The sequence below is a fragment of the Mesorhizobium sp. M1006 genome (assembly GCF_040318825.1).
Classification (GTDB): Bacteria; Pseudomonadota; Alphaproteobacteria; order Rhizobiales; family Rhizobiaceae; genus Mesorhizobium.
Genome location: NZ_JAMYMZ010000050.1, coordinates 1 through 16,118, shown reverse-complemented (window position 1 = coordinate 16,118; position 16,118 = coordinate 1). Strand labels below are relative to the sequence as shown.

General features: G+C 62.7%; 16 protein-coding genes. 4 read left to right on the top strand and 12 right to left on the bottom strand.

Annotated elements, in window-relative coordinates:
• Positions 1–50: 50 nt before the first annotated feature.
• From NKH60_RS29155 to NKH60_RS29145, 3 genes are read right to left on the bottom strand one after another with little or no spacing between them, the layout of a single operon-like run.
• Positions 51–1,052, bottom strand: coding sequence for a rhamnose ABC transporter substrate-binding protein (locus NKH60_RS29155; RefSeq protein WP_023677420.1), 1,002 nt, complete (start codon positions 1,050–1,052; stop codon positions 51–53).
• Between the two features lie 46 nt (positions 1,053–1,098).
• Positions 1,099–2,088: an ABC transporter permease gene (locus NKH60_RS29150; RefSeq protein WP_352616629.1), complete on the bottom strand. Its 990-nt coding sequence runs from the start codon at positions 2,086–2,088 to the stop codon at positions 1,099–1,101.
• Positions 2,085–4,643: an ATP-binding cassette domain-containing protein gene (locus tag NKH60_RS29145; protein WP_352616626.1), complete on the bottom strand. Its 2,559-nt coding sequence runs from the start codon at positions 4,641–4,643 to the stop codon at positions 2,085–2,087. The genes NKH60_RS29150 and NKH60_RS29145 overlap by 4 nt, the downstream gene beginning before the upstream one ends.
• A gap of 195 nt (positions 4,644–4,838) precedes the next feature.
• Here NKH60_RS29145 and NKH60_RS29140 point away from each other — a divergent pair, with 195 nt between their 5' ends.
• Entirely contained in the window at positions 4,839–6,122 is a 1,284-nt protein-coding gene (locus NKH60_RS29140; protein ID WP_352453632.1) for an ROK family transcriptional regulator, read from the top strand.
• Positions 6,123–6,313: 191 nt separating this feature from the next.
• A complete protein-coding gene (locus NKH60_RS29135; RefSeq protein WP_023719429.1) occupies positions 6,314–6,514 on the top strand; it encodes a CsbD family protein in 201 nt (66 codons plus the stop codon).
• Positions 6,515–6,967: 453 nt separating this feature from the next.
• Here the strand turns inward: NKH60_RS29135 and NKH60_RS29130 are convergent, their stop codons facing one another.
• Positions 6,968–7,450 (bottom strand): hypothetical protein, encoded by a 483-nt coding sequence (locus NKH60_RS29130; protein ID WP_352874296.1) that lies wholly within the window; start codon positions 7,448–7,450, stop codon positions 6,968–6,970.
• A 364-nt stretch (positions 7,451–7,814) separates the two neighbouring features.
• Here NKH60_RS29130 and NKH60_RS29125 point away from each other — a divergent pair, with 364 nt between their 5' ends.
• Entirely contained in the window at positions 7,815–8,072 is a 258-nt protein-coding gene (locus NKH60_RS29125) for a hypothetical protein (RefSeq protein ID WP_031211977.1), read from the top strand.
• A gap of 84 nt (positions 8,073–8,156) precedes the next feature.
• Positions 8,157–8,750 carry an SOS response-associated peptidase gene (locus tag NKH60_RS29120; protein ID WP_352618957.1) on the top strand — a complete coding sequence of 198 codons (594 nt, stop codon included), beginning with the start codon at positions 8,157–8,159 and terminating at the stop codon, positions 8,748–8,750.
• 91 nt (positions 8,751–8,841) lie between these two features.
• Here the strand turns inward: NKH60_RS29120 and NKH60_RS29115 are convergent, their stop codons facing one another.
• The 8 genes from NKH60_RS29115 to NKH60_RS29080 all read right to left on the bottom strand — a co-directional run bounded on the left by NKH60_RS29115 (position 8,842) and on the right by NKH60_RS29080 (position 16,000).
• A complete protein-coding gene (locus NKH60_RS29115) occupies positions 8,842–9,312 on the bottom strand; it encodes a group I truncated hemoglobin (protein WP_352541739.1) in 471 nt (156 codons plus the stop codon).
• 262 nt (positions 9,313–9,574) lie between these two features.
• Complete coding sequence (locus NKH60_RS29110; protein WP_352618959.1) at positions 9,575–9,742, bottom strand: hypothetical protein; 168 nt, start codon at positions 9,740–9,742, stop codon at positions 9,575–9,577.
• 255 nt (positions 9,743–9,997) lie between these two features.
• Positions 9,998–10,321: a hypothetical protein gene (locus tag NKH60_RS29105; protein ID WP_352453636.1), complete on the bottom strand. Its 324-nt coding sequence runs from the start codon at positions 10,319–10,321 to the stop codon at positions 9,998–10,000.
• 473 nt (positions 10,322–10,794) lie between these two features.
• Complete coding sequence (locus NKH60_RS29100; protein WP_352618960.1) at positions 10,795–11,313, bottom strand: flavin reductase family protein; 519 nt, start codon at positions 11,311–11,313, stop codon at positions 10,795–10,797.
• 27 nt (positions 11,314–11,340) lie between these two features.
• Positions 11,341–12,759, bottom strand: a complete 1,419-nt coding sequence (locus tag NKH60_RS29095) for an FAD/NAD(P)-binding protein (protein ID WP_352618962.1) — start codon at positions 12,757–12,759, stop codon at positions 11,341–11,343.
• Positions 12,756–13,931: an FMNH2-dependent alkanesulfonate monooxygenase gene (gene ssuD, locus NKH60_RS29090; RefSeq protein WP_352618964.1), complete on the bottom strand. Its 1,176-nt coding sequence runs from the start codon at positions 13,929–13,931 to the stop codon at positions 12,756–12,758. Before ssuD ends, NKH60_RS29095 begins: the two co-directional genes overlap by 4 nt.
• 33 nt (positions 13,932–13,964) lie before the next feature.
• Positions 13,965–15,212 (bottom strand): SfnB family sulfur acquisition oxidoreductase, encoded by a 1,248-nt coding sequence (locus NKH60_RS29085; RefSeq protein ID WP_352618966.1) that lies wholly within the window; start codon positions 15,210–15,212, stop codon positions 13,965–13,967.
• Positions 15,209–16,000 carry an ABC transporter ATP-binding protein gene (locus NKH60_RS29080; RefSeq protein WP_352618968.1) on the bottom strand — a complete coding sequence of 264 codons (792 nt, stop codon included), beginning with the start codon at positions 15,998–16,000 and terminating at the stop codon, positions 15,209–15,211. The genes NKH60_RS29085 and NKH60_RS29080 overlap by 4 nt, the downstream gene beginning before the upstream one ends.
• Positions 16,001–16,118: the final 118 nt, after the last annotated feature.

Sequence of the window (16,118 nt, the reverse complement as noted above, 5' to 3'; positions counted from 1 at the left end):
GGAAGGGCGCCGGATGGACCGGCGCCCCCTAGAACTCAAGCCCTACAGGATCAGAATTTGAATTCGGCCAGATTTTCGGGAGTTACGATCTTGGCCGGACCAAGGATCAGTTCGCCGCCGGCGCCAATCGTGTATTCGCCGAGCCTGCCTGCCGTGAACTTCTCACCCTCCTTGCCGGTGATCTTGCATTGCGCAAACGCCTGGGCCGTCTGATAGGTAAGATAGCCAAGATCGGTGACGTTCCACCAGATATCCTGAGCCGCTTCGTCCTTGATGTATTTCGAGATCAGAGTGGCCGGCGCGAGGCCGGTCAGCTTGACCTTGCCGATCATGCCCGCTTCCTCGAGTGCACGCGCGGCCGCCGGAAGGCCGATGCCTGCCGGGACGATGATCACCTTGAGATCGGGAAACGCCTGGACCAGCGCCAATGCCTGCTGCTGGTTGATCTGTTCGCTTTCTTCGCCATAGGCCACCTGCACCAACTTCATTTTGGAGAACTTCGGCTCGGCCGCCATCTTCGCCTTCATGAAGTCGATCCAGGCATTCTGGTTGGTCGCCGTCGGCGTCGACGACAGGATCGCGAATTCGCCTTCACCGCCGCTGAGGGCGAATGCACTTTCGAGCATCATCTCGGCGAGGCTGTCGCCCTTCACCTGATTGACGAACACCGCACGCGCATCGGCGGCCACATCGGAGTCATACGAAATCACCCTGACGCCCTGCTGAACGGCGCGCTTCAGCGCAGGCGCGACGGCGTTGGCGTCGTTGCCGGCAATTGCGATGACTCCGACCTTCTGCGAGACAAGGCTGTTGATGAATTCGATCTGCGCCTCGGCGGTCGCCTGCGATGGGGCGACCTGGGTAGCGGTGCCGCCAATTTCCTTGGCTGCCTCTTGTGCGCCTCCAAAGGCCACTTTGAAGTAGGGATCCGTGTCGAGCTTGGGCAGGAAACCGACCGTTACGGGTTCCTTGGCGCACTCCTGGCTGAAGGCCAGCGAGCTTGGCGCAAGCAGAACCGCGGATGCGAGCAGGGCTAATCTAAACGCTTTCATTGTGACTCCTCCGTCAAAATTCGGGCTTGAAGGAAGGGGCCCGAGATCACCCCTTTGTCTCGCGCATTGCGCGGGATCTGCTGAGCATCTCCTGTGTGGAGCGCCAGTAATTGCCGATCAGCAGCGAGCCGATCAGAAGCAGGCCGATGATCATGCCCTGCGCGTCGCCACCGATCTGGTTCAGCGCCAGCACGTTGCGGATGATGGCGATCAGGACTAGTGCCAGCATGACGCCGGTCAGGCGGCCCTTGCCGCCAAAGACGCTGATGCCGCCGAGCAGCACGATGGTGATGACGTCGAGCTCCATGCCGAGCGCATTGTTGGCGCGGGCGTTGGAAAGGCGCGCGGTATAGACGATGCCGGCCATCGCCGCGACGACGCCCGAGACGACGAACAGGTTCAGCACCATCCGGCGCGTGTTTATGCCGGAATAGCGCGCCACCTCGGGGCTGCCGCCGAGCGCGTAGATGCGCTTGCCGGTCGGCGTCTTCTGCAGCACGACCGCAAACACCGGCGCCAGCACCAGGAAGGGCACGATGGTCCACGGTATCTCGGTGCCAGGCAGGTTGTTGATGCCGAAATCGACGACCGCGGGCGGCAGGATGTTGACCGAGCCGGTGCCGAGCAGGATGTAGCCAATGCCTCGATAGAGCGCCATGGTGCCGAGCGTCACAACCAACGACTGCAGTCCGAGGCCCAAGACCAGATAGCCGTTGAAGGCGCCGAGCAGGCCGCCGATGACGAGCGTCAACGGGATTGCGGCAAGTGTCGGCACACCGGCCTGGACCAGCAAGCCAAAGACGACGGACGTCAGCGCCAGCACCGAGGCGATCGACAGGTCGATCTCGCGGGTGATGATGAGCAGCGTCATCGGCAGGATCAGCAATGCCTTTTCCGAGGCGCTGGCGGCCAGTTGCGAGAGATTGAAGCCGGAAACGAAATTCGGCACGAAGATCGCGGCATAGAGGAAAATGGCCAAGCAAGAGGTCGCCAGCAGCAGATCCCAGAAGTCGATCGAACGGAGGAACTTTTTCACCGCGCCCTCGCCTGTCTTGCCTGCTCGGCCCGCCGCACGATGAAGGTGTCGATGCCGATGGCGACCAGGATCACGAGGCCGTAGACGCCCTGCAGCCACAGCGGGTCGACGCGCACCAGCGTCAGCCCGTTCTTGATGACGAGCAGCGTGAGCGCGCCGAGGATGATACCGAGCAGTGTGCCCGAACCACCGCGGATGGCGACGCCGCCGACCACCGCCGACGCGATCACGGTGAGTTCGAAGCCGAGCGCGACGCGTGCATCAATGGTCGCGTAGCGCGATGCCCACAGCGCGCCGCACAGGCCGCCGAGCAGGCCGGCCATGCCAAAGGCCAACAGAATGCGGCGGTCGACGGGGATGCCGATAAGACGCGCGCCGTCGGGATTGGAGCCGGCGGCGAACAGTTCGCGCCCGATCGCCGTACGATAGAGCAGCACGTAGCCCAGGCACAGGATAACGATCGCGATGATGACGATCAGCGGCACGCCGGCGATCTTCAGGCCGGTCATGTCGAGCCAGGCTTGCGTTACTTCGTCGGCGCTGATCTGGTCACCGGCTGCCCAGATCGAGTTGAAGCCGCGGAAGATCGACATCGAGGCCAGCGTGACGACGATCGCCGGGATCTTTCCCCTGGTGACGACGAGGCCGTTGATCAGGCCGGCGACGCCACCGACGGCGCATGCGGTTATCAGGCCAATGCCGATGTCGAGCCCTGGATAGGCCTGGACCATGCTGGCCGCCATGTAAGCCGACAGGCCGATCACCGCAGCGATCGAAAGGTCGATGTTGCGGGTGATCAGCACCAGCATCTGCGCGAGTGCTGCAACGACGAGCAGGGCGGCATCCATCGACACGGCGGTCAGATTTGCAGCGCTCACCATGCGCGGGTTGATGATGGTGACGGGGATGGCGACCGCCAGCATCGCGGCGAGCAGACCGAACTCCCGCCGCTTCAGTACGTCGAGCGGTCCTTTTCTCTTCGCCTCGCCGGCGGCCTGTGCCGCCGCATCGGCGCTTTCGCCGGCCTTGGTCGCTGCTTCCAGCACCTTTTCCTGAGTCGCTTCGCCCCTGGCAAATTCGGCCGTCCGATGGCCTTCGCGCAGGACGATGATGCGGTCGCACATGCCGATGAGCTCGGGCATTTCGGAGGAGATCAGGATGATTGCCATGCCCTGGGCGGCAAGGTCGGCGATCATCGCATGCACTTCCGCCTTGGTGCCGACGTCGATGCCTTGCGTCGGCTCGTCGAGGATGAGGACGCGCGGTTCGGTGCGCAGCCATTTGGCCAACACCACCTTCTGCTGGTTGCCGCCGGACAGTTCCTTTACCGGCTGCGCGTAGCCGGAAAAGCGAAGCTTCATGCGCTTCAGCCAGTCCGAGACCAGATTGATCGCGCGGTTCGTGCCGTAGAAGCCGGAGCGGGCTGCCTTGTCGAGGACGGGCAGCACAGCGTTGTCGAGGATGGAAAAATCCATCACCAGGCTCTGGCCCATGCGGTCTTCCGAGACATAGGCGATGCGCGCATCCATGGCGTCGCGCGCCGAGGCGAAGCGCACTGCCTCGCCGTCGATCAGGATTTCGCCGGCATCGGGCTGGTCGATGCCGAACAGCACGCGCGCGATCTCGGTCCGCCCGCTGCCGACCAGGCCGCCGAGCCCGAGCACCTCGCCGGCATGGAGCTTGAGGTCGATATTGGAAAAGCCGCCGGCGTGCGAAAGCCCCCTCGCCTCCAGCACCAGTGCGCCGGTGGCGTGGCTTCGTTGCGGATAGAGGTCGGTGACCTCGCGGCCGACCATCATGCCGATGGCAGCGGCGCGGCCAAGCTCGGCCTTCGGCTTGACGCCAATGAGGCGCCCGTCGCGCAGCACCGCGATGCGGTCGGCGATGCGGAAGATCTCGTCCATGCGGTGGCCGACGAACATCATCGCGACGCCATGCAGCCGCAGGTCGGCGACGACGGTGAACAGCCGCTCGACCTCGCGCTGCGACAGGGCGGCCGTCGGCTCGTCCATGATCAGCACCCGCGCGTCGAGCGACAGGGCGCGGGCGATCTCGACCAGTTGCTGTTCGGAGGTGCGCAACGTTCCGAGCCGGGTTTCGGCCGGCACGTCGAGGCCGACTGTCGCCAGCACCCTGCGCGCGCCGGCAAGCATGGCGGCGTTGTCGATGCCGCCGAAGCGGTCGCGTGGCATATGGCCGAGATAGATGTTCTCCGCCACCGAAAGATCAGGGAAAAGACCGGGGTGCTGGTGCATGACCGAGATGCCGGCAGCCCGGGCGTCGTGCGGCGAATGGAAGACCACAGGCTTGCCATCGACTTCGACATGGCCGCCGGTCGGGAGATACACGCCGGCCAGCAGCTTTACGCAAGTGCTCTTGCCGGCGCCGTTTTCGCCAAGCAGAGCCAGCACCTCGCCTGAGCGCAATTCGAAGGACGCGTCCTTGAGGGCGATCGTGCCGCCGAAGGCTTTTGTCGCCTGAACCAGGGCAACGGGGACAGCCGCGTCGCTCTTCACCATGGCGTCGGCTTCGCCTAATGCGCCCAAGTGCAGCACCTTTCCTCCCTGGCCTGTTTTTTCAATTTGCTATATTAAATGGCCGAATGCCGCAACTGGAAAATTGACTTCCATGGCCGCGAAGGGCACTGTCGCGTCGCGCACGGGTGCGATTGGAGTGCTCGACCTCGCGGCAGCCTCAAAGCTGCAAGCGGATGGAGTGGCTCTGCGGGAATGAATGGGGAGGCGCCGGTTTTGTCCGGAAAAGGCAGCAATTCGGTCAAGGTTCGGCATTATAACGAGCGCTTCGTGCTTGATGCCATTCGCCGCCTGAAGGAGGCATCCAAGTCCGATCTGGCGCGCGCCGCAAATCTGACGCCGGCCGCGGTCGCCACCATTGTCGACGGGCTGGAATCTTCCGGATTCGTAAAGCAAGTGGGAAAAAGGTTCGGGCAACGCGGATCGCCGTCCACTCTCTACCGACTTGCACCTGAGCGTATCTACAGCGTCGGCATCAAGATCGGCCGGCGCGCGCTGGAAGCCGTGCTCGTCGACTTTGCCGGCGAGGTCCGCTCGCGCGAGTCGCACGAATATCGCTTCCCGGATCCCGACATGGTGCTCAAGGCCGGCAACATGTCGCTGGCCAATTTCGACAAGCTGGTCGAGGGGCTTGGCGATGCCAGCATCGTCGGCGTCGGCATCGCCTCGCCATATTTCCTCGGCGGCTGGAGCGAGGAACTCGGCTTTCCCGACGACCTCGGCAGCCGCTGGGAAGCAATCGATCTGACGACATTTTTCGCCACAAAGCCGAAGACCCCGGTCTTCGTGGAAAACGACGCGTCATCGGCCGCACTCGCCGAGCTCATCCAGGGGACCGGCGCGCGGTTCCGCGACTTCATGCATATCTCGATCGACACCTTTGTCGGCGGCGGACTGGTGCAAGGCGGCAAGGTCCACACCGGGCCGCACGGCAACAGCGCCGCGCTCGGTCCTTTGCCGGTCTCGCCTTCAAGCCTCGATTCGGTGGCGGCCAAGCCGGCGCGCTACCAGAGCCTGCTGCATCGCGCTTCGATCTATGTGCTGGTCAATCATCTCAAATCGCGCGGCATCGAGATCAACCGCGTGCGCGAACTCGACCCCTTGCCGCCAGGGGCGCGCGAACCGCTGTCCGAATGGATCGACGATTGCGCCAATGCGCTGGTCGAGGCGATCATCGCCATCACCTCCGTCATCGACATCGAGGCGATCGTCCTCGACAGCATCCTGCCGCGGCCGATCCATCTCGAGCTGCTGGCAAAGGTGCAGACCCAGTTCAACAGGATCAGCGCCATCGGCATCGTGGCGCCGGAAATCGTCTCGGGACAATTCGGCCCCGAGGCCTCGCCGATCGGCGCGGCGATGCTGCCGTTCTCGGCACTGTTGGCGCCCGACAGCGGCGTGCTGATGATCGGCAAGGACAGAACAATGCTGCCGGGTAGCCTTTCGAGGCTTGCCAGCCAAGGCCAACCGGCAAGAAGGTCAGCGCCTTCAACGGCATAAGATAGTGCCGCGAAAGAGCATCAAGCTCCGGACATCATCAACATCAGCTCGCAGTCAGGCACGGGCACGGCGGGCTTTTTGCGCCGGCACCGGAACCTTTAGCGGCTGCTAATCTTCATGCATTACCGAGATCGAATGCTGATCGGTCCGCGCTCCGCTTCAGTGCGGGCCCAGGAAGCAAGGAGGAACATATGAACTGGGATCAAATCAAGGGAAAATGGACGCAGTTCAAAGGCAAGGCGAAAGAGCAGTGGGGAGACCTCACCGACGATGATCTTGATCGGATCGAGGGCAACCGGGACCAGCTCTTGGGGCGTATCCAGGAGCGATATGGCATCGCCAAGGAAGAGGCAGAGCGCCAGGTTGATAACTGGTCCAGGAGCATCAGCTGAGCCTGGACGCAACTCCGTCTTCTGCCCCCACCGGGGTGAAACTTTGCGTCGCCCGCCGTGCCGACTGGTGCGGTGGGCTCTTTCGACAGTGAGGCCCCGCGAGGAACCTTTAGCCGTATCTAATATTCTACTTGCGTGGCGGGCTTCGCCCCGGCGTGCGCCCCGCCCGGAGGCGAAGGAGTGCAATGATGAACAACATTATCTGGCTGGTCGGCGCGATCGTGATCGTAATCGCCATTTTGAGCTTTTTGGGTCTGCGATAGCATCTGAACCCTCTCTTCGAGCCGGCGACCGTCCCCGCTCGGCATGGCCTCAGCGCGCCCAAGCTGGTCAGACTTAGGTCCCAAGCAGGATACTCCAGGATTGGACCGAAGCCCCCGCTGAGGAACGTAGCCGGCTGGTTCACGTTGTGGTGAGCTTTGGCGCGACGAAGATGCGTCCGGGCGGAAGAGTTCAAGCCAGGGAGGAGAGGCCCGACGCTCCGAACAGGCGTCGGGCCTGGGCGTAATGCAAACAATCAGCAGACTGTTCAATTCCCATGCCCAGGCAGCACGTGCCGTGGCCAGACTTCAGGCTGCCGGGATTCGCCGCCGCCAGATCAGCGTGGTCGGATCTTACAACGACAATGATGAACCGATCAGCGTTGCTGGATATTACGACGATGAGATGAGCGCTCTCTGGCGGGGTGCGATTGCTGGTGCCGCACTTGGCGCCACGGCTGGTCTGTTGGCCGGCTTCAGCGCTTTTGGAGTTCAAGACGTTGATCCCGCGGGGATGACCGGCATGGCCCTGGTCGGTGCGGCGTGGGGCGGCTTTGCCGGCGTGCTTCTCGGAACTTTCGCCAATTCTGCCCAGAAGCCGCGCAAGCCGAAGATCGCAGAAGGTGTCGTACTGGTGATGGCCCGCGTCGATGAAAGGCAGGCCGGCGCCGCGCATACGGTGCTCCGGAGTTTCGCGGAGATGCCTTCCGGGCCGATGAAGAGGAGCGCTTTGCCAAGTTCAAGCCGGCTCCGCGTCCGATCTGGTGCCCGATGAAGTTTGTTTCGCGAAACGGCAATTCAAACCGGAGGCGCCCGACGAAAGCTTGGCAAACCAACACTTTGGAAGCATGCGGGCTACTTGCCGTCGTGTTGTCCTTTATTATTACCGTTCTGTTGGTTGGTCTCATCCTTGGCTGAACCCATGCCCCTGCCCCCGGCGACACTATGCCGGGCAACTGGCGAAGGTTGTGGCCAGTTCGAAGGATTAAACCATTCGTGCTAAGCGTTAATAGCGTGTAGCCATAGGAGAGGACGCCAACGTGGACAAACGGGCTGAAGGAGACGCGGAGAAATTGGCTCGAGGCGAGTTCGAGCTCAGAGCCGAACGATATGGTGTGAACGCCTTTCTTCTCGTTGTCGAACTCGTAAATCTGCTGGAAAAGCGTGGAACGATCAGCAGCGACGACGTCGCGAAAATAGCCGAAGCCGCCGCACTTGCCGTTGCCGCATCCAGCGAACCCGACGTGAACAGCATCAATCTGTTGCAGGCCATCGCTGCCGCACGCCGGCCCAAATAGGCTTATATCAAATCCCCCAGCAATCGGCGCCCACCGATAAACGCTATATTGAACTGATCTCGATCGAGCGTGCGGAGCCATTCCATGTGCAATGACTACGAGCAGCACATCGCCTGGGCCGAATACTGCCGGATGATGGAATCGCTGGCGCTCAAAATCCCCAGCCATCAAACCGAACTGGATCTGCCGCAGGCGGATGACATCCACATCAACGACCCCGCACCTGTAATGCGCGCCGCCGGCGACGCAATCGAACTGGCGTCGATGACATTCGGCTTTCCCCCGGCCGGGCCAAAAGGCGGACCTGTATTCAACTTTCGCTCGGAGGGCCGGCAGTTCAGCAACAGCAAGCGCTGTCTCGTTCCGGCGTCGGCATTCTTCGAATTCACGGGAACGAAATATCCAAAAACCAAGCACAGGTTCACGCTGAATGGCCATTCGTTCATGGCGATTGCCGGGCTGTGGCGCGAGGGTGTCGGCAACAAGCCGCCGACGTTCACGATGCTGACGAGCGAGCCAGGGCCGGACGTGGCGCCATATCACAACCGGCAAGTGGTTGTGCTGCGGCCATCGGACTGGGCGGCCTGGATCCATCTCACGAGGTCCGAGGCTGAACTCCTGCGGCCGTTGCCGGTAGGGTCGCTCAGAGTGGAGACAGCTCGGGCAGGTTCGGAGTAGGAACCATCGGAAAATTGCGCGCTGAGCTGCGGCCGCGCCTCACGGCGACGCGCGCCATGCTCAGAACGAATGCCCGCGCGATATAAGCGCTTCAGCCCCGCTTGACGTAGCCGGCGGTGACCTCGTCCTTGTGGGCGGCGAAAGCTTCCAGGACTTCGGTTTTCTCAGGCTTCGGAATCTTGAAATGATCCAAGGTCCGCCCGAGTTCGGCTGCGACCTCATCGAATTCCGCGGGGGAAATCCGCAGGTCGCGATGCGCCTCCTCGAGGCCGAGCGGCGTCGTGCCGGGCTTGGTGGCGACGAACTTGAAGGGCCCGCCAGAAACGTCGCAGACCCACAGCGTGCGCATGAACTTGAGGCCGGGCAACCTTTCAAGGTTCTTGGTGTGCCATTTGCGCAGCTGCGGATTCTTGGACTTTTGGCCTACGATCGGGTTCCTCACGACGGCGTCGCTGAAGTGATCGATCACCGCTGCGATGGCAAACACGCCGCCCAGCCGCTCATACAGACTTTTCTCGGATGTGGTTTTCTTCGTCTGCGCGAGCGCCTTGTCGGCAGGCAATACCGACGTCGATGCGGCGGTCAGCGCCAGCGCGGCGACAACACTTCGTCTTGTCAGAGAAGTCGAAATTTTCATCCCTGGTTCCCTTCGAGGTTAGGCCAGAGCGAGCCGCAGCCTGTCTGGCGGGCTTCATGAAATGGCATTCGGACACTTGCCGTATTTTAGCACCGCCTAAAGAACTAACGAGCCCTTCGCCCGAATTATTCCGATTGACCGCATTGTCATGGTCAACATGCGTAAAGGTCGCGCGGATGAGGAAGGCTTAAGCACGCGTCGCCGCACGCGGCAGAGGTCGCGAAGCCACTTCGGCCGCATCGGCGACCCGATCGATGTTGCGGGCACCGTAGTGTTCCTGACCTCGCTGGCGGCGGTCGCCTGCGGCCAATAGCCTGTGCTTTTCGAAGATCGCGAGCTTCTGCGGATAGGTCATCCGCACCTTGGCGTTGCACCCGTCGCATCTGAAGTGCGCGATTGTTCTTAGTGCAGAGCCCCTTCTTACCGCCGGATGCAAGCAATCCGGACATTCGAATGTGAGCGCGACATCCGATAAGTCTTCGGCTAAGCCCATTTCCGTCCCCTTCGCAAGCTCGGTGGCTACACTCTGGCGATTCTCAATGAGCAATTCAGATGCCAAACGGCTGTGCCAAAGCGGGACTAGGCCAAGTCGCCTCGGAACGCCGCCTAGCTAGTGCGCCTTCTCTGCGCCTTTTGAGCGACGAAGAGACCTAACTTCCTCCAGCAGTTCGCGCTCATTGGTAGTCACGTTTCGGAAGATTGCGACAATCATCACCGCCAAGGCTTCGGCATCCAGGCTTAGAGGGTCAATGTGCTCATCTGCGCAAACCTGATCAAACACGCGTTCACAAATAGCCAAATCGTGAGGGCTGAGGCGAGTGCGATTGAAACGCCGGCGCGACATTTGCGAGCCTTCGACGCCCGCCGCCCCGTTGCAAAAGAAGCGGGCCTTGGCAAGAAACGCGAGTCGTTGAGTGGTTGTTCCCGGCTGCAAGCTTTGTTAAGCCGCCTGCAGCAGGGCAGACTGGAACGCCTTCCCCGCGCGCATCATGGCGCGTGCGAGCGCCGTGAGGTGAGTGTGCAAGACCACAGCTTTTGACGAGCCTGTGCGCGTGTCACTCGGCAGGTCGCGGGGTGCCACATTTTTCGGCAACCTCGCCAACCGCGCACAATCATCGTCGAGCAGGTCAAGGAGGCCTTGGAAGATGCGCCAGCGAAACAATCCGGTGCTGCGAGAGAGGATTGAACTCTAAGTATCCCTAATAAAATCAACTACTTACGATGAGTTTTGTAACATTGTGACGGGCGACAAAATGGCTGGGAATCACTTCTAGCCTGCGGTTCTGGCTGGACGCCAAAAGACCTGCCTCGCCTTTACTGTTTTCTCTCCAAGGCATTCTAGATTAGACCTTCATTTGAATGCCTGGACCTTCGCCGCGCCGCCAAGCACCAGGAACCGAAATACGTTTACGACGATCCGTATGCGCCGTGATGATAGATCAGCGCCGGGCCGGGCTCTCCGCTCACCACATGCCGGACGCTGCCGAGGATCAGCGCGTGGCTGTGGCGAATAATAGTATCCTCAACCGTGCAGTCGACCGCGGCAAGCGCCTCGTCGAGTGCCAGTGCGCCGCTTGCAAGGCTGGACCAGCGAGCGCCCTCGTAGCGCGCCGACCCCTTCAGGCCACCGCGCCCGGCAAAGCGGTCGGCAATCGCGATCTGGTCAGCACGCAGCACATTCACGCAGAAATGCCGATGCCGGCTGATGGCTGCCCAGGTAGACGAGTTCAGATTGATGCTGACAACCATCACCTCTGGTTCGACCGATAGGGAATGGGCGGTGATAACGGTTGCGCCCGTCCGTTCGTCGCCAACACCTGCGGTGACCACGGAGACAGCTCCGGCCAGGTGTCGCATCGCAAATTTCAGGGGAACCCGGCTTTCCACTAAGGTTTCCACTAGGGGAACGCGTTCGGTCAGTGTCATCTGGATAGCCTCATCGTGTTTGCAGCTTCACGACGCCTTGCGACGCAACGCCGTTTGGTATCCCAACCATTGGTGAATTTCGGCGGCGATGCGCTCGGCATGTGCGGTGACTTCGGGAATTCCCATCAGTTCGCCGACGCTGCCTCGCGCCAATGGCCCGCTGACGAAAATGCTGTCGGTCGGGCGCCCGGATGTGCCGACCGCACGGCCTTGGCTGTCGGTCTCCAAACCAAGACCAATCGGGTCGAGCCGGACCAGTCCCATCCGCTCGAGCGCCGCAATCGCCGTGTTGGTCCGCAAGATATCGGCGTGCGCCGGTCCGGTCGTCACGACCACACTGTCGAAAGCCTCGACAACGAGGCTGCGTTGGCCACGCAGCCGCTGCCTGACGCAAATGCGTCCGTCGACCTGTTCGGCGCCGACAATCGTTGCGGCGCGATAGGCAAGCTTGCCCTCGGCGACGCATCGATCGAGCACGTCCGCAACTTGCGGCGCGAGGCGGAAGCGATGCACGTCCCAGAGCGCACGAAGATGGCGTGCCACACGTCGCTGCTCGGCCAGCGGCAAGGCCTGCCAGATGGTTTGTCCCTGAAGTCGGACGGCATCGAGCACCGGATGCCAGTCTTCGCCCCGACGCTTGGCATCAAGGATCGTTACCCGGATGCGCCTGAATAGTGCCGTTGCGCTGCGTGAAGGAAGGGTCGTGAAATCGCCAATTGGATCGGCCAGCATCGCGGCATGGCTGCGCGAGCGATAGCCGTGGCGTGACAGCGCGACGATGTGGCCACGATGCCCCTTGCGGTCGAGCGTTGCAATCACGTCCGCCGACGTCAGTCCGGTGCCCACGACCAGGACACGGTCGTCGCGGCCGATCGCTTCCAGCCTCTCGAGATCATAGGGATTGGCCACCAGCCCGGCTGTGCCAGCCACGGACTTCAGGGGCATCGGCAAGGCCGGCGGCGGATGCGTCGTCGCAATCACCACGGCGTCGGCAGCGAGCGTCCCGCCATCAGCGAGGATCAGACGGTAGCCCTCGCCGGTGCGCTCGACCGATGCGACGGCGGACCTGACATGGCGGATCGTTTTGCTGAGAAGGAAGGGCCGGAGATGAGATTCCACATAGCGCCCGAAAACGCGACGCTGCGGGTAGAGTGCTCCGTAGGCGGCAATAGCCTCGGCATCGTCTACAATGGCTCTGGTCTGCTCCAGCCAGTCGGCAAAGTGGCTGTCCTGGCCGGAGATCAGCGTCATTCTCGACGCCGGCACATTGATACGATGCGCCGGATCGGCCGTGGAGTAAGCCAGACCATAGCCGAGCCCCTCGCGGGGCTCGACGACCACGATATCGGATGCACCGGCCGGGAGCAGTCGCGCCAGATGAAACGCAGTCGCCGCACCTGAAAAGCCGCCGCCGACAATCGCTATGATCGGTGCGCTGGCGCTCAAGACTGGCTCGCGCGCAGCGCCGACGGGCGATGGTCGCCGGCCACGGTTTCGCCGAAGGGGCCCATGTTGACGGCCGTCTGCCGCGTTGAGATCTCGTGATCGAGTGGCAGCTGCGGCAACACAAGTTCGCCGAAGCGATAGGCTTCCTCCAGATGCGGGTAACCGGACAGGATGAATGTATCGATGCCTATGCGCCGGTATTCATCGATCCGTGCCGCCACCGTAGCCGCATCGCCGACCAGAGCGGTGCCGGCGCCGCCACGCACCAGGCCGACACCGGCCCACAGATTCGGACTGATTTCGAGTTTGTCGCGACGGCCGCCATGCAGCCGGCTCATGCGCGACTGGCCGACGGAATCCATGCGCGCGAAAACCTTCTGCGCCTCGGCGATCGTCTTGTCGTCCAGGCGGCTGATCAGGCGGTCGGCATCGGCCCAGGCTTCGTCATTGGTTTCGCGAACGATGACATGCAGCCTGATGCCGAAACTCACCTGGCGTCCGGCCTTCTCGGCAAGGCCGCGCACATGGTCGACCTTTGCGGCGACGTCAGCCGGCGGTTCGCCCCAGGTCAGATATTTATCGATCTGCGCGGCGGCGACCGCATTGGCCGCCTCCGACGAGCCGCCGAAATATAGCGGCGGATGCGGCGTCTGCACAGGCGGGAACAGCAGCCTTCCGTCCTCGATGCGGAAATGTCTGCCTTCGTAGGCAACGGTCTCGCCGCGCAGCACGGCCTTGTAGATATCGAGGAATTCCCGCGTCACCTCATAGCGCTCGTCATGGCTGAGGAAGATGCCGTCGCCCTTGTTCTCGACCGGGTCGCCGCCGGTGACGACGTTGATGAGCAGGCGCCCGCCCGAAATGCGGTCGAGCGTCGAGGTCATCCGCGCCGCGAGCGTCGGCGACTGCAGCCCGGGACGGACGGCAACGAGGAAGCGGAGCCGCTGCGTCAACGGCGCCAGCGCCGACGCCACGACCCAGCTGTCCTCGCAACTTCGGCCGGTCGGCAGCAGCGCGCCGTAATAGCCGATGGCGTCGGCGGCCTTGGCGACCTGGGTCAGATAGGGCAGGTCGACCGCCCTGCCCCCCTCGCAGGTGCCGAGATAGCGGCTGTCGCCATGGGTCGGAAGAAACCACAGGACCTTGATCCTGTCGGGGATGGCAGTGCTCATGAACAGTCCTCTATGACTTTACGGCGTTCTCGCTCAGCTCCAGGCGTGTAGCGGCGGATTGACGTCGTTCAGGTAATAGTTGCCGAGGATCGCGTATTTCCAGCGCACCGGATCGTGCAGCGTGTGGGTTCGGGCGTTGCGCCAGTGCCGGTCGAGATTGTGCTCGGCCAGTGTGGATCGCGTGCCGGCGAGTTCGAACAGTTTGTTGGTGGCGTTGATGGCGATCTCGGTGGTGAGGATCTTGGATTCGGCAACCGCGATCTGCGCTTCCGCGACGGTCTTATCGTTCGGATCGGCCACGGCGCGGTCGACCGCCAGCCCTGCCTTGTCCAGAACGGCCTGCGCCGCATTGGCCCGCAGGCGAAGGTCACCGACGGCCTGGATCGTGTAGGGATCCTGCCAGGCATGATCGACGCCGCTGTCGATCCACGCGCGCGACTTCGTGCGCACGAATCTGACGGTTTCGTCGATCGCCGCGTTGGCGATGCCGAGATCGACAGCAGCCTGGATGATCTGGAAGATGGCGCCGTCGGCCGTCGGCCGGTCATAGCCCTTGTAGCCGGGGACGAGATGCGTCTTCGGCACTTTCACATTGTCGAGCAGGACTGTGCCGGACAGCGTCGTCTTCTGGCCGAAGCTCGACCAGTCGTCGATGACCGTCAGTCCGGGCGCGCCGCGATCGGCGATGGCATACCAGGCCCGGCCCTCGTCATCGAGCGCCACGATCGGCACCAGATGGGCGAGCAGCGCGCCGCTGGAATAGAATTTCTGGCCATTGACCACGACGTGGTCGCCAGCGTCGACGAATTTGGTCTCGAAGTCGGCCGCCCGCTTGGAGCCGAATTCCGAGAACGCGTTGCCGAACCGCGTGCCGGACAGAACTTCGGCGAAGAGCAACTGCTTCTGGGCCTCGTCAGAGACGGTGCGGATGGCGGCGACGACGCCGAGATGGTTCTGCGGAATCTGGCCGAGCGACGGATCGGCCGCCGAGATGATGGTGATCACCTTCGACAGCGTCACATAGGAGAGTTCCGGTCCGCCATAGGCCTTCGGCACGTTGATCGACCACAGGCCGCTCTGCGAAAACGCATCGAGCTCTTCCTTCGGCCAGATGCGCTCGCGGTCCCGCCTGGAGGCGTCCTTGGCGAAGTCTGCGGCCAGTTTTTCCGCCACAGCGATCGCCTCGGCGTCGGTCTTGATGACATGCGCTCTGGCCGACGGACGCTCAACCGGGGGGACGGCGCTGCGGATATCGGACGGCTGCTTCGATTGGATGGTCATGCTGCGGTCTCCTGGGGAAAATGTTGCGATGGAAGCGGCGTGCCGCCGAGATAGTAGGTCTTGATGTCGTCGCGCTGGCGCAGGTCGGCGGCCGACCCTTCCAGCACGCTCTTTCCGTTTTCGAGCACGGTGGCGCGGTCGGCATATTTCAGCGCCACTGCCGAATTCTGCTCGGCGACAAGGATCGAAAGATCTTCGTCCCGATTGAGCCGCTTCAAAGCGCTGAAAATCTCGTCGACGATCAGCGGCGCCAGCCCCATCGAAGGCTCGTCCAGCACGAAGAGTTTCGGCCGCGACATCAGACCGCGGCCGATCGCCGTCATCTGCTGCTCGCCGCCGGAGGTGAGGCCGGACCGGGTTCGGCGCTTCTCGGTGAGCCTGGGGAAAAGCGCATAGACGCGGTCGAGGTCGGCCTTGACGCCGGTGCGGGAAGACGAATGCCCGAGCGCGCCGGTCAGAAGGTTCTCCTCGACCGTCAGCGAGCGGAAGCAGTGTCGGCCCTCGAGGACCTGGACCAGACCCTTGCGGACGAGGTGAGAGGGGGTTGCCCTGGAGACATCCTCGCCGTCGAAAGTGATCCGGCCAGCGGTAACAGTACCGCGCTCGGCCGGGAGGAGATTGGATACGGCGCGTAGCAGGGTCGTCTTGCCGGCGCCGTTGGAGCCGAGCAGTGCGACGATCTCGCCTTTGCCGACCGACAGGTCGACACCGTGCAGGGCGGCGATGGCGCCGTTGTAGACGGCCTCCACGCGACTGACCGACAGGATCGGATTTTCCGGGCTGGACATCGATGACTCCGCAATAGGCAGGAAATCGCGGGCCGGCCCGGGGGGGGGCCGGGCGGTTTTGGGGTAAATTTGGGTGCCCCGAGGAGGGGGGGTTGGGCGGGGGGGGGGTTTTTTGCCG